Source organism: Stenotrophomonas sp. CASM106, from assembly GCF_049384825.1.
GTDB lineage: Bacteria > Pseudomonadota > Gammaproteobacteria > Xanthomonadales > Xanthomonadaceae > Stenotrophomonas > Stenotrophomonas muris.
The window spans coordinates 13825-36679 of record NZ_JBMRFS010000003.1 but is presented as its reverse complement, the minus strand read 5'-3'; the positions used below and the strand labels follow the sequence as shown (position 1 = coordinate 36679).

The following is a 22855-nucleotide window of genomic DNA, read 5'->3' as shown; positions in this document are numbered from 1 at the left end:
CCCAATTCTTTCCGATTACTCGACCTTTCTCCCGATAACGGTCTTTGACCGGCACCGACCCGGCACTGATCCTCACTTCATGCGGCACGTCCTTGTGCTGCGCGTGAACGAGGAATCAGCGCAGAGGAAATCGGAGGCCAGTCATGCAAGGTCAGGGCGTGTTGTTCGGGCAGATCGCCGCCGTCTTCGGCATCGTGATCGCCGGTGTGTGGGGTGCCACACAATGGACAGCCGCCGCCCTGGGCTATCAACTACGCCTTGGCTCGCCCTGGTTCGATTTCTTCGGAACGCCGGTCTATCACCCCTGGCGGCTGTTCGAGTGGTGGTTCTTCTTCGATGCCTACGCGCCGCAGGTCTTCGACATCGGCGGGGCCTTCGCGGGCGGCAGCGGCCTGCTGGCCGTGGTGGTGGCCATCGCCATGTCGGTGTGGCGCTCGCGGCAGGCCAAGCTGGTCACGACCTATGGTTCGGCGCGCTGGGCCGAAGCCGACGACATTCGCAAAGCCGGGCTGACGCAGCCGGCCGGCGTCTTCCTCGGCAAGTATCGCAACGAGTATCTGCGACATGAAGGCCCGGAACACGTCCTGACCTTCGCGCCCACGCGCTCGGGCAAAGGCGTGGGCTTGGTCGTCCCGACATTGTTGTCCTGGCCGGCTTCGGCCGTCATCCATGACATCAAGGGCGAGAACTGGCAGATCACCGCAGGCTGGCGCTCGCGCTTCTCGCACTGCCTGCTGTTCAACCCCACGGATGCGAAGTCGGCGGCCTACAACCCGCTGCTGGAAGTCCGGCGCGGCGCGCATGAGGTGCGCGACGTGCAGAACATTGCCGACATCCTGGTCGATCCCGAAGGCGCGCTGGAGAAGCGCAACCACTGGGAGAAGACTTCGCACGCGCTGCTGGTCGGGGCCATCCTGCATGTGTTGTACGCGGGCGAGGACAAGACGCTGCGAGGCGTCGCCAACTTCCTGTCCGACCCGGCCAGCCCGTTCGAGCTGACCTTGCACCGGATGATGACGACGAAGCACCTGGGCGATGCACCGCACCCGGTTGTCGCGTCCGCTGCGCGCGAAGTGCTCAACAAGTCGGATAACGAGCGTTCGGGCGTGTTGAGCACCGCCATGTCGTTTCTTGGCCTCTACCGCGACCCCACGGTGGCCGAAGTCACCTCGCGCTGCGATTGGCGCATCGCCGACCTGATCGCATCCGAGCATCCCGTCTCGCTGTATCTGGTGGTCCCGCCTTCGGACATTTCGCGGACGAAACCGCTCATTCGCCTGATCCTCAACCAGATCGGCCGGCGCCTAACGGAATCGCTCGACGGCAGCGACGGCATCGCGCGCCGCCACAAGCTGCTGCTGATGCTCGACGAGTTCCCGGCGCTTGGCAGGCTCGATTTCTTCGAGACGGCGCTGGCCTTCATGGCGGGCTACGGCATCCGCAGCTTCCTCATCGCGCAGTCGCTCAACCAGATCGACAAAGCCTACGGCCAGAACCATTCCATCCTCGACAACTGCCATGTGCGCGTGACGTTTGCGACCAACGACGAGCGCACCGCCAAGCGGATCTCCGAGACGCTGGGCACCGCCACCGAACTGCGTGCGCAGCGCAACTACGCCGGCCACCGGCTCGCGCCGTGGCTGGGCCACCTGATGGTGTCGCGCCAGGAGACGGCTCGCCCGCTGCTGACGCCGGGCGAAGTGATGCAGCTTCCGCCCGACGAGGCCGTGGTGATGGTGTCCAGCGTGGCGCCCATCAAGGCGAACAAGCTGCGCTACTACGCCGACGCCAATTTCAAGCGGCGCGTGCTGCCGCCGCCGGCGCTCGCAGCCGGGCAGTACGCCGATGCGCCGCCCTCGCGGCCGGATGACTGGAGCGGCCTGGCGATTCCTGCCGTGCCCGACGCCCCTGCAACGACATCCGCCGATGGCCTGGGCACCGCCGACGACGGCGGCCCACGTCGCCAGCCCGAGCTATCCGAAGTCGCCGAATACAGCCCCGAGCCGCAGCACGCAGGCAACGACCTGGCGCTGCTCGATGACGACGACGACCTGCCGCTGCCGCTTCCCGGCCAGCTCGACCCGGCCATGCAGCGCACGGCCCGGCTGGCATCGCTGAATCCCAACGACGGAATCGAACTATGAGCCAGTACCGCCTCAACCTGTTCATCCAGCCCGAACATGCCAAGCGCCTCGAAGAACTGGCCGCCAAGAAAGGCGTCTCGAAATCCAGCATCGTTGCCGCCGCCCTGGCGTCCTGGCTATCGCCGGATGCCGGCGACCAGCGCGAGGCGGCCATCGCCAGGCGGCTGGATCGCCTGTCGCGCCAGGCCGAACGCCTGGAGCGCGACCAGAACATCGAAATCGAAACGCTGGCGCTGTTCATCCGCTACTTCCTGACCGTCAGCACGCCGATTCCCGAAGCCCATCAGGACGCGGCCCGCGCGCAGGGCAAGGCGCGCTTCGAGCAGTTCGTGGAACAGCTTGGCCGCCACCTGCTGCGCGGCCGCAGCTTGGTGCGCGACGTGGTGGAAGAACTGCACCCTGACCCGGTGCGGATGGAGGATGCGGCGGCGCTGGCCGAGGCGCGGGAGCGTGCGTCATGAGCGCCGCACCGAAGTCATCCACCGCCGCTGCTCTGGATCGCCGCATCCAGATGCTGCGCACGGCAATGGGGCCGCTGATCGCCACCGCGCTGGAAGACCCCGACGTGGTGGAAATCATGCTCAACCCCGACCGCACCCTATGGGTGGATCGGCTGTCGTCGGGCCGCGCCCCGCTGGGCGTCGAACTGTCCGAGGCCGATGGCGAACGCATCATCCGCCTGGTGGCCGCGCATGTCGGTGCGGAAGTGCATCGCGGCCAGCCGCTGCTGACCGCCGAGTTGCCGGAAACCGGCGAACGCTTCGAGGGCATTCTGCCGCCGGCCGCGCCCGGCCCGGCCTTCGCGCTGCGCAAGCGGGCCGTGAGCATCATCGGCCTGGATCGCTACGTGGTCGACGGCATCCTGTCCGCGCCACAGGCCGAGTTCCTACGGCGGGCGGTACGCGAACGGCAGAACGTGCTGATCGCGGGCGGCACCAGTACGGGCAAGACCACGCTCGCCAATGCCTTGTTGGCCGAGATCGCCGCCACCGGCGACCGCGTGCTGGTGCTCGAAGACACCATCGAACTGCAATGCGCGGCCCGCGACCACGTGCCGCTGCGCACCCGCGCCGGCGTCGTGTCGATGCAGGAATTGGTGCGCGCCACGATGCGCCTGCGCCCCGACCGCGTAATCGTCGGCGAGGTGCGCGGCGGCGAAGCCCTGGACTTGGTGAAGGTGTGGGGCACCGGCCACCCCGGCGGTATCGCCACCATCCACGCCGGTTCCGCGCTGGGCGCGCTGCTGCGCCTGGAACAACTGATTCTCGAAGTGGCGGTGAACCCGCCGCGTGCGCTGATCGCCGAGGCGGTCAACGTCGTGATCCACATCGCCGGGCGTGGCCGCAAGCGCCACGTCGAAAGCATCGCCCGCGTCGTCGGCTTCGACGCCGCCGGCTACCAACTGGCGGACGCGCTGGAAACGCCGTTTCCCGAGCTGCCGCCGGTTTCCCTCGCAGCCGCCGCCGCTGCGCCTTCCCCGTCCCTCGACCCACTTGGAGAACTGCCATGACGCAGATGCACGTTCCTGCTTTCCGCCTTTCCGTAAATCCGGTTCCCATCCTTGCACGCCTCCGGCGCCTGGCCCGGCCGGCCCATCGCGGCCTGCTGCTGGCCGCCATCATGCTGATGACGGCCGGCACCGCGCAGGCTGCCGGTTCCTCGATGCCCTGGGAAGGGCCGCTGCAATCCATCCTGGAGTCGATCCAGGGGCCGGTCGCGCGCATCGTGGCCGTCATCATCATCATCGCGACCGGCCTCGCGCTGGCCTTCGGCGACACGTCGGGCGGCTTCCGCAAGCTGATCCAGATCGTGTTCGGCCTGTCCATCGCGTTCGCCGCATCCTCGTTCTTCCTGTCCTTCTTTTCGTTCTCCGGCGGGGCCGTCGTATGAGTGCCGCCGATGAAGGCACGCCGGGCTTCGCGCTCGGCTTCGAGGTGCCGCTGCATCGCTCGCTGACCGAGCCGATCCTGCTGGGCGGCGCACCGCGCACCGTGGCGATCGCCAACGGCACGCTGGCCGCTGCCGTCGGGCTGGGCCTGCAACTGTGGATTCCCGGCGTCGTGCTCTGGATCGTCGGCCACTCGCTGGCCGTGTGGGGCGCGCGCGTCGATCCGCAGTTCATGCAGGTCTTCGCCCGGCACATCAAGCACCGCCCGCTGCTGGACGTGTGAGGGGATGCCGCCATGCTGAACCTTGCCGAATACCGCCAGCGACCCGCGCTGCTGGCCGACTGGCTGCCCTGGGCCGGGCTGGTCGCGCCGGGTGTCGTCTTGAACAAGGACGGCAGCTTTCAGCGCACGGCCCGTTTCCGCGGCCCCGACCTCGATAGCGCCACGCAGGGCGAGCTGATCGCCACCACCGCACGGCTGAACAACGCGCTGCGCCGGCTGGGTTCGGGCTGGGCGCTGTTCGTGGAGGCAGAACGCCAGCCGGCGGCGGACTACCCGCATTCCGACTTCCCCGAACCGCTGTCGTGGCTGGTCGATGAGGAACGCCGCGCGGCGTTCGAGGAATCGACCCACCATTTCGAGAGCGCCTATCACCTGACGCTCGCGTTCCTGCCACCGGAGGAATCGCGCGCCCGTGCCGCCAGGCTGCTCTATGAGAACACGCCCGGCGATGGCGTGGACTGGCGCGGCCGGCTCGACGCCTTCGTAGCGGAAACCGATCGCGTGTTCGATCTGCTCGATGGCGTGATGCCGGAAGTCGCCTGGCTCGATGACAGTCAGACGCTGACCTACCTGCATGGCACGGTATCCACCCGGCGCTATCGGGTCGCGGTGCCCGAGGTGCCGTTCTATCTCGACGCGCTGCTGGCCGACTCCATGCTGGCCGGCGGCCTGGCGCCCACGCTGGGCGACCAGCACCTGCGCGTGGTGACGGTGCGGGGCTTTCCGACCTCGACCTGGCCGGGACTGCTGGACGACCTCAATCACCTGGGGTTCGCCTACCGCTGGAGCACGCGCTTCCTGTGCATGGACAAGGCCGAAGCGGAAAAGGAACTCGGCCGGCTGCGCCGCCAGTGGTTCGCCAAGCGCAAGAACGTCATCGCGCTGCTGCGCGAAACCATCTTCCAGCAGGAATCGCCGCTGGTGGATACCGACGCCAGCAACAAGGCGGCCGATGCCGATGCCGCCTTGCAGGAACTGGGCAGCGATCAGGTCGCCTTCGGCTATCTCACCGCCACGGTGACGGTGCTCGACGCCGATCCGGCCGTGGCCGACGAGAAGCAGCGGATGGTGGAGCGCGCCATCCAGGGCCGAGGCTTCGTCACCATCCCCGAAACCCTCAATGCCGTGGACGCCTGGCTGTCGTCCATCCCCGGCCACGCCTACGCCAACGTGCGCCAGCCCATCGTCTCGACGCTGAATCTTGCACACATGATGCCGCTGTCGGCGGTATGGGCCGGGCCGGAGAAGAACGACCATCTCGACGGCCCGCCGCTGATCGTGACGCGCACCGATGGCGCGACGCCGTTCCGGCTGGTGACGCACATCGGCGACGTGGGGCATACGCTGGTCGCTGGCCCGACCGGCATGGGCAAGTCGGTCCTGCTTGCCGTCCTGGCGATGCAGTTCCGGCGCTACTTCAGCTCGCGCATCTTTGCCTTCGACATGGGGCGGTCCATGCGGGCGACGGTGTTGGGCCTGGGCGGCGAGCACTACGACCTCGGTGCCGATGGCGGCATCGCGTTCCAGCCCTTGGCCCGTATCGACAGCGAGGGCTATCGCACCTGGGCGGCCGAGTGGGTGGAAGGCCGCCTGCTGCACGAAGGCGTCACCGTCGGCCCGGACGAGAAGGCCGCCATCTGGTCGGCGCTGGGGAGCCTCGCCGGTGCGCCGCCGGAGCAGCGCACGATGACGGGGCTCTCCGTGCTGCTGCAATCCAACGCGCTGCGTCAGGCACTCTCGCCCTACGTGCTCGGCGGCGCCCACGGCAAGCTGCTGGACGCCGACCTCGACCGGCTGGGCAGCGCCGACGTGCAGGGCTTCGAGATGGAGGAGCTGATGCACAGCCCGGCCGCCGTGCAAGCGGTGCTGCGCTATCTGTTCGCCCGCTTCGATGAACGGTTCGACGGCGCGCCCACGCTGCTGATCCTCGATGAAGCCTGGCTGTTCCTCGATGAACCGGCCTTCGCGGCGCGCATCCGCCAGTGGCTCAAGACGCTGCGCAAGAAGAACGTCAGCGTCATCTTCGCCACCCAGTCGCTGGCCGACATCAAGGACTCGACCATCGCGCCGGCGATCATCGAAAGCTGCGCCAGCCGAATCTTCCTGCCGAACCCGCAGGCCACCGAGCCGCAGATACGGACGATCTACGAGGGCTTTGGCCTCAACAGCCGGCAGATCGAGATCGTTGCCACCGCCGAGCCCAAGCGCGACTACTACTACCAGTCGCGCCTGGGCAATCGCCTGTTCGACCTCGACCTGGGGCCGGCCGCGCTCGCGTTCGCGGGCGCTTCGACCCCGCAGGACCAGCGCGACATCGACCGCGTGCTGGCGCAAGCCGGCGTGCCCGGTTTTGCCGGCGCGTGGCTGCGCCATCGCGGCCTCGATTGGGCCGCCGACCTGCTGGCCGAGTTCCCCGGCGCCGCGCCATTGGCCCCTTCCGTCCTTTCCCCACCACCACAGGAGAACCTGCCATGAAGAAGCGTCTTATCGCCACCGCCATCGCGGCCATGCTTTGCACCGTGTCCACCGCGCAGGCGCAATGGGTCGTGGTTGATCCCACGAACTTGGTGCAGAACACGCTGACCGCGATCCGCACGCTGGAGCAGATCAACAACCAGATCCAGCAGCTCCAGAACGAAGCACAGATGCTCATCAACCAGGCACGCAACCTGGCGAGCCTGGACTTCAACATCGTCAACCGGCTGCGCTCGACGCTGGCGACGACCGAGCGGCTGATCGCCGAGGCGCAGGGACTGGCCTTTGATGTGCAGAACCTCGACCGCGAGTTCGCACGTCTGTACCCGGAGCAATACGCCGCCACCGTCAGCGGCGACCAGATGTACCGGGATGCGCAGGAGCGTTGGAAGCACACGCTCGACGGTCTGCATACTGCGATGCGCATGCAGGCGCAGGTATCGCAGAACCTGCGCGAGGACGAATCCGCGCTGGCCGACCTCGTGAGCCAGAGCCAGTCCGCCACCGGCGCCTTGCAGGCCGCGCAGGCGACCAATCAGCTCCTGGCCTTGCAGGCCAAGCAGTCGATCCAGGCGCAACAGCTCCAGATCACCCAGGACCGCGCGACCTCGCTCGAACTGGCGCGGCAGGCGGCGGCCACCGAGCGCGCCCGCGAAGTGCGCCGGCGCTTCCTCGGCACCGGCACGCCGTACACGCCGCAGCGCGTGGATTTCTACCGCAACTGACGGGAGACGGCCATGCGATGCGCTTGCCTCCTGCTGGCCGTGCTGCTGACAGCCTGCGGCCAGCACTCGGCCGACAACCGCGCCGATGCCCTGGCCGCCGATCCCGTGCGGCTCAAGGCACTGCGCGCGCAATGCGCGGCCGACCGGCAGGCCGTCGGCGAGGACGCTTGCCTGGCCGCCGCAGAAGCCTTCCGCCGGCGCTTCTTCGCCGGCCAAACCGGGCCGGACGAGTACCGAACGCTGGAGGAGCTGCCGCCCATTCCCCCAACCTTCGATGAGCCGATTGGAGATGAAACGCCATGAACGACGTGACGATCATCGACCGCTTTCTGGATACGTTCTCGCGCTACATCGACTCCGGGTTCGGGCTGTTGCAGGGCGAGGTGGCGTTCCTGACGGCCACGCTGATCGTCATCGACATGACCATCGCCGGCCTCTACTGGGCCATGAGCCACGCCACCGGCCAAGGCGAGGACGTGATCGCCAAGCTGCTGCGCAAGGTGCTCTACGTCGGTGCCTTCGCCTACATCATCGGCAACTTCAACTGGCTGGCAGGCATCGTCTTCCGGTCCTTCGCCGGCCTGGGCCTGACGGCCACCGGCTCGACCTTGAGCATGGAGAACTTCCTGCAACCGGGCCGGCTGGCGAAGACCGGCATCGACGCAGGCACGCCGATCCTGGAGCAGGTCGGCGAGATGGCTGGTTTCCCCGAGGTGTTCGTGAACCTTGACGCCATCACGGTGATGTTCCTGGCCTGGCTGGTGGTGGTCCTGTGCTTCTTCGTGCTGGCGATCCAGCTTTTCATCACGCTGATCGAGTTCAAGCTGACCACGCTCGCCGGCTTCGTGCTGGTGCCGTTCGCCTTGTGGAACAAGACCAGCTTTCTCGCCGAGAAGGTGCTGGGCAACGTGGTGTCGGCCGGCATCAAGGTGCTGGTGCTAGCCGTGATCGTCGGCATCGGCTCGGGCCTGTTCGCCGAGTTCCAGGTGCATCCCGACGAGCCATCCATCGACCACGCGCTGGTCATCATGCTGGCCTCGCTGACGCTGCTGGCGCTGGGCATCTTCGGCCCCGGCATCGCCACCGGCCTGGTGTCCGGTGCACCGCAGCTCGGTGCGGGGGCGATGGCCGGTGCCGCTGTCGGCGCTGCCGGCACGGCCGTCGCCATCGGTGCTGCCGCAACCGGCGTGGGCGGGGCGGTGGCCGCCGGGGCGCGCATGGCGCCTGCTGCCGCCAAGCTGGCCGGCAGCGGTGCGCGCGCCGCGACATCAACGGCCGGTGGTGCCCGGTCAGCGTTCCGGGCCGGGTCCGCCGCTGCCGGCGGCGGGGCCAAGGGCGCTGCGGCCGGCCTGGGCAACGTCGCCAAGACGGGCGCGCAGGCGGCCGGGCGCGGTGCCGCATCCCGCGCTTCCGCCATCGGGCAACGCATGGCTGCGCCTTTCCGCGCCGGCTGGAACGGGCCGCCGGCCGATGAAGGCGCAGGCGCCGCGTCCGGCGGCGGCCAGTCCGGCGGCGAAGCCACGTCCAACACCGGGCAGCAACCGGCCTGGGCCAAGCGGCTGCACCGCCGCCAGCAGCTCACCCACGCCGCGACCACCGCCGCCCATGCGCTGCGCGGCGGCGACGGCGGCGGCTCCGGGCAAGGCCCGAGCCTGCGCGATTCCGATTCCTGACCTTCAAGGAGAACACCCATGCGATTCAAACGACCGCAGGTGCGCTATGCCGACACGCCGCAGCCTGCCACGCCGTATCAATCTGCCGCGCAGGTGTGGGACGAGCGTATCGGCGCGCCCCGCGTGCAGGCCAAGAACTGGCGCCTCATGGCCTTCGGCCTGCTGGTGCTGACGCTGCTGATGGCCGGCGGCCTGGTCTGGCGCTCGGCGCAGTCCATCGTCACGCCCTACGTGGTGGAGGTGGACAAGGAGCACGTGCGCGCCGTAGGCGAGGCGGCCACGCCGTACAAGCCCACGGATGCGCAGATCGCGCATCACCTGGCGCGCTTCGTGACGTTGGTGCGCTCGCTGTCCATCGACCCGATCGTGGTCCGGCAGAACTGGCTGGACGCCTACGACTACGCGACCGACCGAGGCGCCGCCATGCTCAACGACTACGCCAGCAAGAACGATCCCTTCGCGCGCGTCGGCAAGGAGTCGGTCACGGTGCAGATCACCAGCGTCGTGCGCGCCAGCGACACGTCGTTCAACGTGCGCTGGACCGAGCAACGCTTCTCCAACGGCGCGCCGGCCGGCACCGAGCGCTGGAACGCCGTCATCTCCATCGTCCTGCAAACCCCACGCACCGAGGAGCGCCTGCGCAAGAACCCGCTGGGCATCTACGTCAACGGCCTGTCGTGGAGCCGCGAACTTGATCCCTCGGAAGGAACGAAACCATGAACACTCTCCAATCGCATGATCCCGTTTCGCGTCAGGATGATCTTCCCCTCGATGAGCGGTGGCGGATGTCTCAGGAGGCGTATCAGCAGCGTCTGCGGGATGGCGTCGTATCGGTATGGCCCTTGTTCGCCCCGAATCTGCGGATAGACGATCGAACACTTCGCCACGTTTGCCTGTTGACGCTGGTGGCGGCCTTGGCGGGCTGCGCCACACAGGGCAAGCCGCCGCCCGTGATCCCACTCGATGAGCCAGTGCAGGCGCAGCTCGTGCCCGATCCACCCTCGCCGGTGGAGGTGGTCGCCGTCCCCGAACCGCTGGCGCTGCCGGAGCAGTTGAAGCCGCTGCCGGAAGGTGACGAAGCCCAGCCCGGGCCGGAGCCGGCCGACGAAACCGTGCGCGTGTCCAAGGCCAATACCGAGGCGCGGGTCGCGCCCACGCGCGAGGGCTACGTCAATGCCATCCAGGTCTGGCCCTTCACCGATGGCGCGCTGTATCAGGTCTATGCCGCGCCGGGGCGCGTGACCGTGGTTTCGCTCCAGCCCGGCGAAGAACTGGTGACGGTCGCCGCCGGCGATACCGTGCGCTGGATCGTCGGCGACACGTCCAGCGGTGCCGGCGACGAGCTGCGCGTCAACGTGCTGGTCAAGCCTGTCCGCTCGGGCCTCAAGACCAATCTGGTCATCACCACCAATCGGCGCACCTACCTGCTGGAGCTGACCTCGACAGAGCGCGCTTGGATGGCGTCGGTGTCGTGGGACTACCCGAAGGACCGGATGCTGGCTTTGCAGCGCCAGGCGCAGGCCGCGCAGGTGGCGGCGCCGGTTGATACGGGCCTATCGCTGGAGCGCATCCGCTTCCGCTACGCGATCAGCGGCAGCAATCCGTCATGGAAGCCGCTGCGTGCCTTCGATGACGGCGAGAAGGTCTACATCCAGTTCCCTGCCGGCATCGCCCAGGGTGAACTGCCGCCGCTGTTCGTCATCGGCGTGCAGGGCGATGGGCAGTTGGTGAACTACCGCTTCCGCTCGCCGTACTACATCGTGGACCGGCTGTTCGGCGCGGCCGAACTGCGTCTGGGCGGCGACAAGGGCGACGTGGTGCGCATCGAGCGCACCGACGGCGTGGCGCGGAGGAACTGATGATGCGCCAGGACGACACCCCCGAGCCGGTCGCACCGCAGGCGGCCAAGGCAGCGCCCGAGGCGGTAGCGCTGCGCGCCCAGCCGCGTCCGGTCACGCGCTTGAATCGTCGCATGCTGGCGATCCTGGCCGGCGGGCTGTCGGTCGCCGTGCTGGGCGCGCTGATGTGGTCGCTGCAACCGCAGCGACACGGCGCCAGCGAACAGACCGAGCTTTACAACGTCGATCGCGTTTCGCGCTCCGAAGGGCTGGAGCGGCTTCCGACCGACTACTCCAAGCTGCCGCCGGCCGCGCCGTCCCCGGTGCCGGAGCTGGGGCCGCCGCTGCCGGGCGACCTCGGGCCGGCCATCGTCAATGCGCAGCAACCGACACCAGGTTACGCGCCGCCCGGCCACGATCCGGCCGAGGCCGAGCGCCTGGCCCGGTTGAAGGAAGCCGAGGAAGCGGCGGCGTCATCGGTGTTCTTCCGCTCGGGTACGCAGCGCGCCGCGCCGGTGGCGCAGTCACAGGCCACCGTGGCGCCGGGCTTCGCCGCCAATGCGGCGTTCGATCCGATGGCCGCCGGGCCGGCCTCGACGGCAGCCCAGCCTGCCGACCCGACCGCAGTACAGAACCGGCAGGAACAGAAGGAGGCGTTCCTGCAAGGCGGTTCCACGCAAACCCGTAATTCCGGCAACCTGCAATTGCCAGCCTCCCCGTATCAGGTCATGGCCGGGACGGTCATCGCCGGCGCGCTGGTGACGGGCATCAAGTCGGACTTGCCGGGCGATGTCATCGCCACGGTGACGGAGCCGGTCTATGACACGGCCACCGGCAAGTTCCTGCTGATCCCGCAGGGCTCGCGCATCCTCGGTCGCTACAACAGCCAGGTGAGCTACGGACAGAGCCGGGTTCAAGTCGTCTGGAACCGGATCATTCTGCCCGATACGTCGTCGGTGACGCTCGACAACCTGGTCGGCACCGATCCGGCCGGCTATGCCGGGCTGGAGGATGAAGTCGATTGGCATTGGGATCGGATCTTCGCCGGGGCGGCGCTGACGACGCTGCTGGGCGTCGGCGCCGAGCTGGCCGCGCCGGAGAACCGCCAGGACGGCAACCGCATCGTCATCGCCGGCCGCGACAGCGCGCAGGACAGCATCAACCAGGTCGGCCAGGAGATGACCCGGCGCAACATGAACATCCAACCGACGTTGAGCGCGCGCCCCGGTCTGCCGGTGCGTCTGGTCGTGAGTCGGGACTTGGCGCTGCGCCCCTACCAGCCCCTGTTCTTCAACCGAGGGACTTCACGATGAGCACGACCAGGAAGCTGCGGTTGGGACCGCTGCCGAAGACCGAGAACATCAAGCTGACCTTTCCTTGCCCGGCCAGCCTGAAAGCCGACCTCGACCGCTACGCCGCGCTGCATGCGCAGACCTATGGCGAAGCAGTCGATGCCGTGACGCTGATCCCGCACATGCTCGAAGCCTTCATCGCGGGGGACCGGGGATTCAGGAAGGGAAGCGTGAGCAGGACGGTGCCAGCGAAGCCGGGCTGACGATGCACGGTCTCGCCGGCGGCCATCCCTCGAATGCGCAGCCCAACGCTGCGCGTTCTTCGTTCTGGAGGATGGCGACAGAGTGGGCTATGATCGTGCGGCAAGCCCGCCGTCTGCCGGTGATCGTCCCCGATGCAGCACGACTTGGCCCTCTACCGCGACGCTCCCATGTGGCTCCTAGTCCATATGGCCGCCGCCCCGCAAAGCGGCCCGAAGTAGAGCTAACTCCCTGTCTTGTTTAAGCTTTCGGACTCTTGGCGATTTTCGCCGAGGGCTTGACACAGGCCCTTTTTTGTCCGTCGCACAGCACGGCCACATCCCGTTCACGGTTCAGACACGTTTGACATGAACCGAAACAAATCAATACATATCAATGAGATGAAGGAGAAATGGGCGCTCCTGTCACTGCAAGGCGCGCCCATCACCCACAGCTTCATGACTCCCTCGTGAACGTTTGACAGGCTCGGTTAATGTCGTGTTAATCTCGGGTCATCGGCACGTGAAGCCGGTACCAGCGCCGGGTGGCAGCACGCTGCCGACCCCGGGCAAGGGGCACACGGAGACGCCGACAAGGACCTGTCCCGGTGTACGACGCAATCATTCGATTCAAGGGGATTTCAGATGATCAATCGCAAGTCGCTCAGCAAGCATCCGCTGAGCTTCGCCCTCGCCTCCGCCGTGCTGCTCGCTGCGGCTGCCCCGGCGATCGCACAGGACGCCTCGGGCTCGACGCAGACCACCGAAGAAGCATCCAAGTCCAAGGCCACCAATCTGGATACGGTGACCGTCACCGGCTCGCGCATCAGCCGCGACGTGTTCAACTCGGTCTCGCCGGTGCAGGTCGTCACCCGTGAAGAAACCACCCTGGCCGGCTTCAACTCGACCACGGCGGCCCTGCAGAGCACCGCGGTCACCGCCGGTGCGGCGCAGATCAACAACGCCTATGGCGGCTACGTCACCGACGGTGGCCCGGGCGCCAACACCCTGGGCCTGCGCGGCCTCGGCCCGACCCGCACCCTGATCCTGCTCAATGGCCGCCGCGTGTCGCCGGCCGGTACCCGCGGCTCGGTGGGCTCGACCGACCTGAACGTGCTGCCGAACTCGATCGTCGACCGCGTCGAAATCCTGAAGGACGGTGCGTCCTCGATCTACGGCTCCGACGCCGTTGCCGGCGTAATCAACATCATCACCAAGAAGAAGGTCGATGGCGTCAGCTTCGAAGCACAGCACAACGCCACCGATGGCGGCGGCGGTGAAGAGCGCCGTTACTCCATCATGTTCGGTGCCACCGGCGAGCGCTCGCACTTCTCCGGCTCCTATGAGTACTACACCCGCAACGAGCTGACCCTGGCCGACCGCAGCTGGGCCGGTGGCTGCCCGACCGACATGTACCGCGACATCGACGCGGGCGACTATTGGGGCAGCGGCGACTTCATCGACCCGCTGACCGGCAAGCCGAAGTGCTGGTCGCTCGATGCCGGCGGCACCACGCTGAACACCATCGGCACCAACACCCGTACCGGTGTTGCGGCCCCGGGCGGCGCCGGCACCCGCTTCAACCGCTGGCGCCCGAATGCGGCCATCACCACCGGCCTGGTGGGCTACGAAGGCGTGGACCTGAACACCCGCGACACCTTCGATCCGGCCATGCGCAACCAGTCGCTGATCTCGCCGACCAAGACCCACACCCTGTACCTGCAGGGTGGCTTCGACCTCAACGCACTGGGCGATGCCGAGCTGTACTACGAGTTCCTGGGCAACAAGCGCAAGTCGACCCAGACCGGCTATCGCCAGCTGACCCTGGACTATGCCGTGGGCAGCCCGCTGATCCCGGCCAACCTGCGTGACAGCGTTGCCGGTGCTCCGACCGACCAGACCAGCGGCAAGAACCTGGGCGTGCGTGCGTTCATCGGTTTCGGCAACGACACCAACAAGCAGAACGTCGACTTCCTGCGCTTCAATGCCGGCCTGCGTGGCCACCTGAGCTCGGAGTGGAACTATGACTTCAACGTCATGCACTCGCGCAGCGACGCCGACTACACCTTCGAGAGCTTCCTGACCAGCCGCCTGCGCCAGAGCCTGGACGTGGTCTCCAACGGTGCCGGTGGCTATGTCTGCCGGGACGGTTCCAACGGCTGCATCGCCGCGCCGGCGCTGAACACCAACACCATCGGTGGCAAGCTGCCGCAGGACTGGAAGGACTGGGTGTTCGTGCCGGTCACCGGCAACACGCTGTACAAGGAAACGACGGTCAACTTCAACGTCAACGGCCCGCTGTTCGACATGCCGTACGGTTCGGCCGGTGGTGCATTCGGCGTCGAGTACCGCAAGGCACGCATCGACGACACCCCGTCGCCGTACTCGATCAATGCCGACCTGTACAACCTGACCAACGCCACTCCGACCCGCGGTTCGGACTCGGTGTTCGAAGCCTACGGCGAACTGGAACTGCCGCTGCTGTCCGGCGTCACCGCTGCCGAGGAACTGACGGTCAACCTGTCCGGCCGCTACACCGACTACAAGTCCTACGGCTCGGACGAGACCTACAAGATCGGCGCGCTGTGGACCCCGGTGAAGTGGCTGTCGTTCCGTGCGTCGTACGGTACCTCCTACCGCGCACCGGCGCTGTTCGAACAGTTCCTGGGCGGCACCACCGGCTTCCTGAGCAGCAGTGCCGACCCCTGCAACGAGTATGGTGATCGCAACCCGAGCTCGCCGCGTTACCAGAACTGCGCATCGCTGGGCCTGGCACCGGACTACCTGGCCACCCAGGGCGTGACCGTGGTCACCCAGGGTGGTGCCGAGGCCGGCCTGGAAGCCGAAACCTCCAAGGCCAAGACCCTGGGCGTGGTGATCCAGCCGGAATTCGGCAGCGGCTTCGGTGACCTGTCCTTCGCCGCCGACTACTTCGACATCGAAGTGAAGAACGGCGTCGACAGCGCGGGCGGCGCGAACATCCTGTCGCGCTGCTACGACAGCGGCAGTGCCGACTTCTCCTCCGGTTCGGGTCTGTGCCGCCTGGTGGCCCGCAACCCGGTCAACAACCAACTGGTGGTGACCAACGGCTTCATCAACCTGTCCACCGACAAGGTCCGTGGCCTGGACTTCACCACCCGCTATGTCCGCGAAATCGGCCCGGGCACCCTGCGCACCACGCTGCAGTTCACCCACTACCTGGAACAGGCCAGCAAGGTCTTCTCCGACGATCCGCTGGTGGACTACAACGGCATGCTGTCGCGTCCGGAAAACACCGCCTCGCTGGACCTGAGCTACAAGTGGAAGAACTGGCAGGTGCGTTACGGCCTGGACTGGATCGACAAGATGGACAGCTACGCGTACTACGAGGAGCGCAACCCGGGTGACTTCGATCCGGCCACCTCGGCGTACAAGCTGTACACCCCGAACTACTTCCTGCAGGCCATCTCGGTGAAGTATGAAGCGGACAAGTGGTCGGTCACCGGTGGCGTGCGCAACTTCGCCGACCGCAAGCCGCCGACCATCTCCCAGGGTATCTACAACACCGTCGGCAACGCGCTGCTGTACAGCGGCTTCGACTACTTCGGTCGCAGCTACTTCCTGAACATCACGCGTTCGTTCTGATCCTGCTCCCTGCAACCGCCGCCCTTCGGGGCGGCGGTTCCATTTCAGGCACCGGATTCTCCGCAGGCCGGTGCCAACGCATTCCGAGGTTGCAATGAAGCGAGCCCTGCTGCTGGCGGCCCTGGCCAGCCTTTCACCGTTGCTGCACGCCAAGCCTGTGGCGCCCACCATCGAACAGATGGCCGCCTTCCCGGCCATCTCCAGCCTGTCGTTGTCACCAGACGGAAAACACATCGCCGGCCTTCGCGCCGATGGCGAGGAGCGCGTGATCGTGGTTTGGCGGACCGATGCACTGGACAAGCCACCCACGGTGATCGGCGCCAACCGCATGAAGTTCCAGAGCGTGTCGTTCATCAAGAACGGACAGCTGGCCGTCGTGCTGTGGCAACCCTACGACCTGCGCGCCGACCGGGTGACCAAGACCTTCGTCAGCAAGTTCTTCATAACCGACATCGAAGGCAAGCAGTGGAAGGAGCCGATCACGCCGCCGCGCGCCTCCAGTCGCAATGAAGAGCTCGAGCAGGCACTGGCCAACGCCACGGTGCTCGACACCCTGCCCAACGATCCCGACCACATCCTGGTGGTCAACGGTTCGGGCAGCAGTTCCGGTGACGTCTACAAGGTCGACCTGCGCAACTTCACCTCCCAGCGCATCCAGAAGACCGAAGAGCGCGTGGCGGGCTATATCACCGACCTGGACAGTGAACTGCGGGCACGCCTGCGGCAGGACGTCGACGGTACCGGCGCCTACGTCGCCACCGAGTTCCGCTCGCCTGCCAACGGTGCCTGGGAGGAGCATTTCCGCTCCTACGTGAAGAACCGCGACGTCAACCAGGTGATCGGCTTTGCCGATGATCCGAACATCGCGTTCGTACTCAGCAATGTCGGCCGCGACAAATCAATCGTCTACGAGTACGACATCACGGCCCGCAAGCAGAAGGAAGTGCTGTTCGAGCACAAACTGTTCAACGCCGGCTCGATGCTGATCAACCGCCACCGGAGCGGTGCGGTACCCTTCGGCGAGATCATGGGAATCGGCTACGCCGGTCCGCGCGGCGACGACATCCAGTGGACCTCTCCGCGCATGAAGGCCCTGGACCAGGGGCTGCGCCAGGCGCTTGGCATCCGCCAGGAGCCGCTGGCGATGGTCGATACCGCGAACGGCCAGCGCTACACCGCCAACTACGATACAGGCCTGAGCTACCGCATCGTCGACTACACCGCCGATCTTTCCAATGTGCTGGTGGCTACCTCCGGCCCTTCCAACCCGCCCGAGTATCACCTGCTGCACGACGGCAAGCTGACCCTGCTGGCCAAGACCTATCCGCAGATCCAGCCAGCCGCGCTGGGCACCACCCGGCTGGTCTACTACAAGGCACGCGACGGGCTGGACATTCCGGCATTCCTGACCACGCCCAGCACCGAGCTGTGCGGTGCCGGCCCGTGGAAAGCCGTGGTGCATCCGCACGGCGGCCCGTGGGCACGCGATGGCATGGACTTCGACGGCTCGATGTGGGTACCGCTGATGGCATCACGCTGCATGGCGGTCCTGCGCCCCCAGTTCCGCGGCTCGGCCGACTGGGGCCGCAAGCTGTGGATGGCCGGTGATGCCGAATGGGGCCAGAAGATGCAGGACGACAAGGACGATGGCGCGCAGTGGATGATCGACCAGAAGATCGCCCAGCCCGGCCACATCGCCATGTTCGGCTTCTCCTATGGCGGCTACTCGGCGTTCGCGGCTTCGGTGCGTCCCAATGGCCTGTACAAGTGCGCCATCGCCGGTGCCGGCGTTTCGGACATCAAGAAGATCTGGTCGCGCTTCTATACCAACCCGTTCTTCCGCCAGGCCCAGGCGCCGACCGTGGCCGGCCTCAACCCGGTCGACAAGGCCGGTGAAATGAAGATTCCATTGATGGTCTACCACGGTGACCGCGACCGCACGGTGCCGATCGAGCAGTCGGAGTGGTTCGTGAACAAGGCCAGGGGTTCGGGGCAGCCGGTCGAGTTCCACGCCATCGCCGACTACGCGCATGGTCCCGCCTGGACCCGCGCGATCATGGGTGACCAGCTCAGGCTGATCGACGACTACCTGGGCAAGGGCTGCGGCGGCGGCGGCCTGTAAGCCGCACCGCTTCCTGCAAGGGCGCCCACGGGGCGCCCTTGCACGTTCTGGCCCTTGCGCCCGGACATGACCTTCGACACCCTTGCAGGCCAGGCCGGCGGCGTATCGTTCGGCCCACGGCCGTACCTGCGGCTTCTCCCTGACTCACTCGGCCTGGAGGCCAAGAATAGTGATGACGCGCACTCCCAAGATCGTCCTGCTCAGCCTGGCCGTGTCGGCCGTGCTGGCCGGCTGCGGCAAGAACGAAACCCCGGCCAAGGATGCCGCGACCCCCGCCCCGGCCACCGCCGAAGCCACCACCTACAAGCTGGACGACAGCAAGCTGCCGGCCTACAACGCCTTCCAGCCGAGCGACCTGGACACCACCAAGGACGCGTGCACCGCCTTCGGCGACTACGTCAACAGCAAGTGGCTGGCCGCCAATGAAATCCCGGGCGACCGCACCAGCTGGGGCGCGTTCACCATCCTCGACGAGCGTTCGGTGGCCGTGCAGCACCAGCTGGCCGAACAGGTTGCGCAGGTCAAGAACCCGAACCACATCGAGAAGATCGTCGGCGACCTGTGGGCCACCGGCATGGACGAAGCCAAGATCAACGCCCAGGGCATCGAGCCGCTGAAGGCCGACCTGGCTGCGATCGACGGCCTGCAGGACAAGGCGGCCATCGCCAACTACCTGCGCACCAGCGCCGCCAAGGGTGACAACCTCCTGTTCGGCTTCGGCGCTGAAGCCGACTTCAAGAACTCCGGGGTGAACATGGCCTATGCCAGCCAGGGCGGCCTGGGCCTGCCGGATACCACCTACTACACCGATGCCAAGAACGCCGACAAGCTGAAGGCCTATCAGGCGCATGTCGCCAAGGTGCTGGAGCTGTCCGGCGTGGCCGCGGCCGATGCAGCCAAGCAGGCCGAGGACGTGGTCAAGTTCGAAACCCGCCTGGCCAAGGCCTCCAAGTCGCGCGTGGAGCTGTCGCGCAACGTCGAGCTGTACTACAACCCGGTCACCCTGGCCGACGCCGACAAGCTGACCCCGAACTTCAGCTGGACCGAGTTCTTCAAGTCGCAGGGCGTGGCCGCGCCGGAGAAGTTCTCGCTGGCCATGCCGGCCTTCCATGAGGAAGTGAGCAAGTCGCTGGCCGACACCGATCCGTCGGTGTGGCGCGCCTACCTGCGCTTCCACACCGTGGACAGCGCCTCGCCGTACCTGGCCGATGCCTTCGTGCAGGAGAACTACGAGTTCTACGGCAAGACCCTCAACGGCCAGAAGCAGCAGAAGCCGCGCTGGAAGCGTGTGCTGGGCACCATCGAAAACGATGCCGGTGAAGCCTTCGGCCAGCTGTACGTGAAGGTGGCCTTCTCGCCGGAAGCCAAGGCGAAGATGGAAGAACTGGTGAAGAACCTGGCCGCCTCGCTGAAGGACCGCATCCAGGGCCTGAGCTGGATGAGCGAGGAAACCAAGGCCAAGGCCATCGCCAAGTGGGAAACCTTCACCCCGAAGATCGGTTACCCGGACAAGTGGCGCGACTGGTCGGGCCTGCAGACCCAGCGCGACAGCTACCTGGGCAACGTGCGCGCGGCCAACGAGTTCAACTACAAGTTCAACCTGTCCAAGATCGGCAAGCCGGTGGACAAGACCGAGTGGGGCATGACCCCGCAGACCGTCAACGCCTACTACAACCCGCTGCAGAACGAGATCGTGTTCCCGGCCGCCATCCTGCAGCCGCCGTTCTTCGATCCGAAGGCCGACGACGCGCTGAACTACGGCGGCATCGGTGCGGTGATCGGCCATGAGATGACCCACGGTTACGACGACCAGGGCGCACGCTTCGGGCCGACCGGCAACATGGAAGACTGGTGGACCCCGGCCGACAAGAAGAACTTCGAAGGCCTCACCGGCAAGCTGGTCAAGCAGTTCGACCAGTACAAGGTCGACGGCCAGGCAGTGAACGGCCACCTGACCCTGGGCGAGAACATCGCCGACCTGGGCGGCCTGGCCACCGCCTACGACGCCCTGCAGAAGGCGACCGCCGGCAAGGAAGATGCGAAGGTCGACGGCTTCACCCGCGACCAGCGCTTCTTCTTCAACTGGGCCACCGTGTGGCGCACCAAGTACACCCCGGAAAACGCCAAGGTCCGCCTGGCCACCGACCCGCACGCCCCGGCGCAGTTCCGCGCCATGGGTGCGCCGTCGAACCTGCCGACCTTCGCTGCCGCGTTCCAGTGCAAGGCCGGTTCGCCGATGGCCCGCACCGGCGAGCAGCAGGTGGTGATCTGGTAAGCCACGGCTGACGCTGCGGCAGACCTGCAAAGGCCCGGGAATCCCGGGCCTTTGTTTTTCACAGCGCCCGTCATCCACGCATGGCCCAGGCCGTTGGTAGATGCCGACCCTGGTCGGCGCACGGCCCGGCGGCGCCACCGTGACGCGTGCATGCCGCGCCCATGCACGGCTTGCTATAGTGCGCGCGCCCTCAATCCATCACGGATTCGTTCCACATGCCCAATTTCCGTCCGCTTGCCATCGCCCTGGGCATCAGCCTGGCGACGCTGGTCCCGACCCACGATGCGTTCGCCGCCAAGAAGAAGGCCGCGCGCGCCCCGGCCGTCAGCGCCCAGTGCAGCGACTTCTACGACGCCACCAACGCAGGCTGGCTGAAGGCCAACCCGGTGCCGCAGACCGGTGCCACCACCGCGCTCGGCCAGCTGGTCGAGCGCAGCCGCCAGCAGCAGCGTGAACTGCTCGACGCCGCGATGAAGTCGCCGCAGGGCAACGTGCAGAAGCTGCTGGGCGACTTCTGGGCCAGCGGCCTGGACGAAGCCGCCGTGGAAGCGGACGGCTCCAACCCGATCGCGCCGCTGCTGACCCGCATCAACGCCATCAAGAAGGCCAAGGATGTGCCGGCCTCGATCGCCGCGCTGCACCAGGTGGGCATCCCGGTGGCCTTCAACTTCGGCCCGGACGTCGACCTGAAGGCACTGGACCGCCACATCGGTTACTTCATGCAGGGCGGCATGGGCCTGCCGGACCCGGCGTTCTATACCCGCACCGACGCCGATACCGTGGCGCTGATGGGGCGCTACCGCAACTACGTCAAGCAGATCCTGGCGCTGACCGGCACCCCGGCGGCCAGGCTCGATGCCGAATCGCAGGCGGTGATCGCGCTGGAGACCGAGCTGGCGCGCAATGCGCAGTCGCTGGCCGGCATCAACAACCCGTTCAACAACTACGCGCCGATCTCCACCAAGGAGCTCAACAGCCGTTACCGCAACCTGCAGCTGGACGCGTTCCTGAAGGCACAGGGCGTGGACGACGACCTGGTCTCGCTGGCCGACCCGGGCCTGTTCAAGCAGCTCGATGGCATGGTCACCAAGCTCAAGCCGGACCAGTGGAAGGCCTACCTGCGCTGGCGCGTGGGCGACTCGATGGCACCGTACCTGTCCAAGGCCTACCGCGACGCGGAGTTTGAATTCCGTGGCCGCGTGCTGCGTGGCGAAACGCTGCCGCCGCAGCGCTGGGAAGACGTGCTGGAGGCGATCAACGTGGCCGCCGGCCCGATGGTCGGCCGCGAATATGCGGCCCGTTACCTGTCGGCCGAAGACCGTCGCCAGGCGGCGTGGATCGTCGACAAGCTGCGCGAAGTGCAGATCGAGGCGGTCAAGAACAACAGCTGGATGAGCGCCGAAGCCAAGACCGAAGCGCAGGCCAAGCTGGCTGCGCTGAAGATCGAGATCGGCACCCCGTTGCGCGACCTCGACTACAGCGTGCAGCCGATGGGCCGCGGTTCGTTCGGCGGCAACATGCTGATCGCGTCGACCTGGCGCCACCGCGAGGAAATGAAGCGCATCGGCAAGGGCAACGCCGACCGCCGCTGGGACGTGCTGCCGCAGCAGCCGTCGCTGGCCTACGACCTGGCACAGAACCGCCTGATCGTTACCGCGGCGATTCTGCAGGGCCCGGTGTTCAATGCCAAGGCCGACGCCGCCGACAAGTTCGGCAGCTTCGGTGGCCTGGTCGGCCATGAGCTGACCCGTGCGATCGACGCCAAGGGTGCACTGGTCGACGCCAAGGGCGAACTGCGCAGCTGGTGGACCCCGGCCGACAAGACCGCCTGGACCCTGCTTGGCAACCGCGTGGCCGCGCAGTACAGCGCCTACGATTTCCCGGGCGTGAAGGGTGCCAAGGTCAACGGCACGCTCACCCAGGAAGAGAACCTGGCCGACATCGCCGGTCTGGAACTGGCCTGGGCGGCCTATACCGCGCAGGAGCCGAAGGCCAAGCCGGCACAGCAGCAGGGCTTCTTCCGCGCCTGGTCGGCGTTGTGGGCACAGCAGCTGTCGCCGAACGAGGCCGTGCGCCGCCTGACCGCCGACATCCGCGCGCCGGGCCTGTGGCGCAGCAACGGCACGCTGGCCAACCTGCCGGCATTCGGTGCCACCTTCAGCTGCAAGGCCGGCCAGCCGATGCAGCGCAGCGAAGCCGACCAGATCAAGGTCTGGCGCTGAGCCACGCGCACTACCCGTAGTACAGGGGGCGCCTTCGGGCGCCCTTTTTTGCGGG

17 protein-coding genes are annotated in these 22855 nt (G+C 66.9%); all 17 read left to right on the top strand.

Going from position 1 to position 22855, the window contains the following annotated elements; genetic code table 11:
- Positions 1–143: 143 nt before the first annotated feature.
- The 17 genes from VG556_RS07510 to VG556_RS07430 all read left to right on the top strand — a co-directional run bounded on the left by VG556_RS07510 (position 144) and on the right by VG556_RS07430 (position 22800).
- Entirely contained in the window at positions 144–2144 is a 2001-nt protein-coding gene (locus VG556_RS07510) for a conjugal transfer protein TraG (RefSeq protein WP_019184027.1), read from the top strand.
- Entirely contained in the window at positions 2141–2605 is a 465-nt protein-coding gene (locus tag VG556_RS07505) for a ribbon-helix-helix protein, CopG family (protein ID WP_014646142.1), read from the top strand. The genes VG556_RS07510 and VG556_RS07505 overlap by 4 nt, the downstream gene beginning before the upstream one ends.
- The gene (gene trbB / locus VG556_RS07500) at positions 2602–3654 is read left to right on the top strand and encodes a P-type conjugative transfer ATPase TrbB (protein ID WP_014646143.1); all 1053 of its coding nucleotides are present in this window, start codon (positions 2602–2604) and stop codon (positions 3652–3654) included. The genes VG556_RS07505 and trbB overlap by 4 nt, the downstream gene beginning before the upstream one ends.
- Positions 3651–4034 (top strand): TrbC/VirB2 family protein, encoded by a 384-nt coding sequence (locus VG556_RS07495; protein ID WP_014646144.1) that lies wholly within the window; start codon positions 3651–3653, stop codon positions 4032–4034. Before trbB ends, VG556_RS07495 begins: the two co-directional genes overlap by 4 nt.
- On the top strand, positions 4031–4315 hold the full coding sequence (locus VG556_RS07490; RefSeq protein WP_014646145.1) for a VirB3 family type IV secretion system protein: 285 nt from the start codon (positions 4031–4033) through the stop codon (positions 4313–4315). The genes VG556_RS07495 and VG556_RS07490 overlap by 4 nt, the downstream gene beginning before the upstream one ends.
- 12 nt (positions 4316–4327) lie before the next feature.
- Positions 4328–6790: a conjugal transfer protein TrbE gene (trbE, locus tag VG556_RS07485; protein ID WP_014646146.1), complete on the top strand. Its 2463-nt coding sequence runs from the start codon at positions 4328–4330 to the stop codon at positions 6788–6790.
- Positions 6787–7515: a P-type conjugative transfer protein TrbJ gene (trbJ, locus tag VG556_RS07480; RefSeq protein WP_014646147.1), complete on the top strand. Its 729-nt coding sequence runs from the start codon at positions 6787–6789 to the stop codon at positions 7513–7515. Before trbE ends, trbJ begins: the two co-directional genes overlap by 4 nt.
- A 12-nt stretch (positions 7516–7527) precedes the next feature.
- Positions 7528–7818, top strand: coding sequence for a hypothetical protein (locus tag VG556_RS07475; RefSeq protein WP_014646148.1), 291 nt, complete (start codon positions 7528–7530; stop codon positions 7816–7818).
- Positions 7815–9188: a P-type conjugative transfer protein TrbL gene (trbL, locus tag VG556_RS07470; protein WP_014646149.1), complete on the top strand. Its 1374-nt coding sequence runs from the start codon at positions 7815–7817 to the stop codon at positions 9186–9188. The genes VG556_RS07475 and trbL overlap by 4 nt, the downstream gene beginning before the upstream one ends.
- 18 nt (positions 9189–9206) lie before the next feature.
- Positions 9207–9908: a conjugal transfer protein TrbF gene (trbF, locus tag VG556_RS07465; protein ID WP_014646150.1), complete on the top strand. Its 702-nt coding sequence runs from the start codon at positions 9207–9209 to the stop codon at positions 9906–9908.
- Between the two features lie 176 nt (positions 9909–10084).
- A complete protein-coding gene (gene trbG, locus VG556_RS07460; protein ID WP_019184028.1) occupies positions 10085–11047 on the top strand; it encodes a P-type conjugative transfer protein TrbG in 963 nt (320 codons plus the stop codon).
- A gap of 2 nt (positions 11048–11049) precedes the next feature.
- Positions 11050–12339: a TrbI/VirB10 family protein gene (locus VG556_RS07455; protein WP_026069910.1), complete on the top strand. Its 1290-nt coding sequence runs from the start codon at positions 11050–11052 to the stop codon at positions 12337–12339.
- The gene (locus VG556_RS07450; protein ID WP_026069911.1) at positions 12336–12581 is read left to right on the top strand and encodes a DUF2274 domain-containing protein; all 246 of its coding nucleotides are present in this window, start codon (positions 12336–12338) and stop codon (positions 12579–12581) included. The genes VG556_RS07455 and VG556_RS07450 overlap by 4 nt, the downstream gene beginning before the upstream one ends.
- Before the next feature lie 621 nt (positions 12582–13202).
- The gene (locus VG556_RS07445) at positions 13203–16181 is read left to right on the top strand and encodes a TonB-dependent receptor plug domain-containing protein (protein ID WP_032957471.1); all 2979 of its coding nucleotides are present in this window, start codon (positions 13203–13205) and stop codon (positions 16179–16181) included.
- A gap of 94 nt (positions 16182–16275) precedes the next feature.
- Complete coding sequence (locus VG556_RS07440) at positions 16276–18303, top strand: alpha/beta hydrolase family protein (protein WP_014647914.1); 2028 nt, start codon at positions 16276–16278, stop codon at positions 18301–18303.
- Between the two features lie 172 nt (positions 18304–18475).
- Entirely contained in the window at positions 18476–20578 is a 2103-nt protein-coding gene (locus VG556_RS07435) for a M13 family metallopeptidase (protein WP_100450417.1), read from the top strand.
- 215 nt (positions 20579–20793) lie between these two features.
- A complete protein-coding gene (locus tag VG556_RS07430) occupies positions 20794–22800 on the top strand; it encodes a M13 family metallopeptidase (RefSeq protein WP_032957468.1) in 2007 nt (668 codons plus the stop codon).
- Positions 22801–22855: the final 55 nt, after the last annotated feature.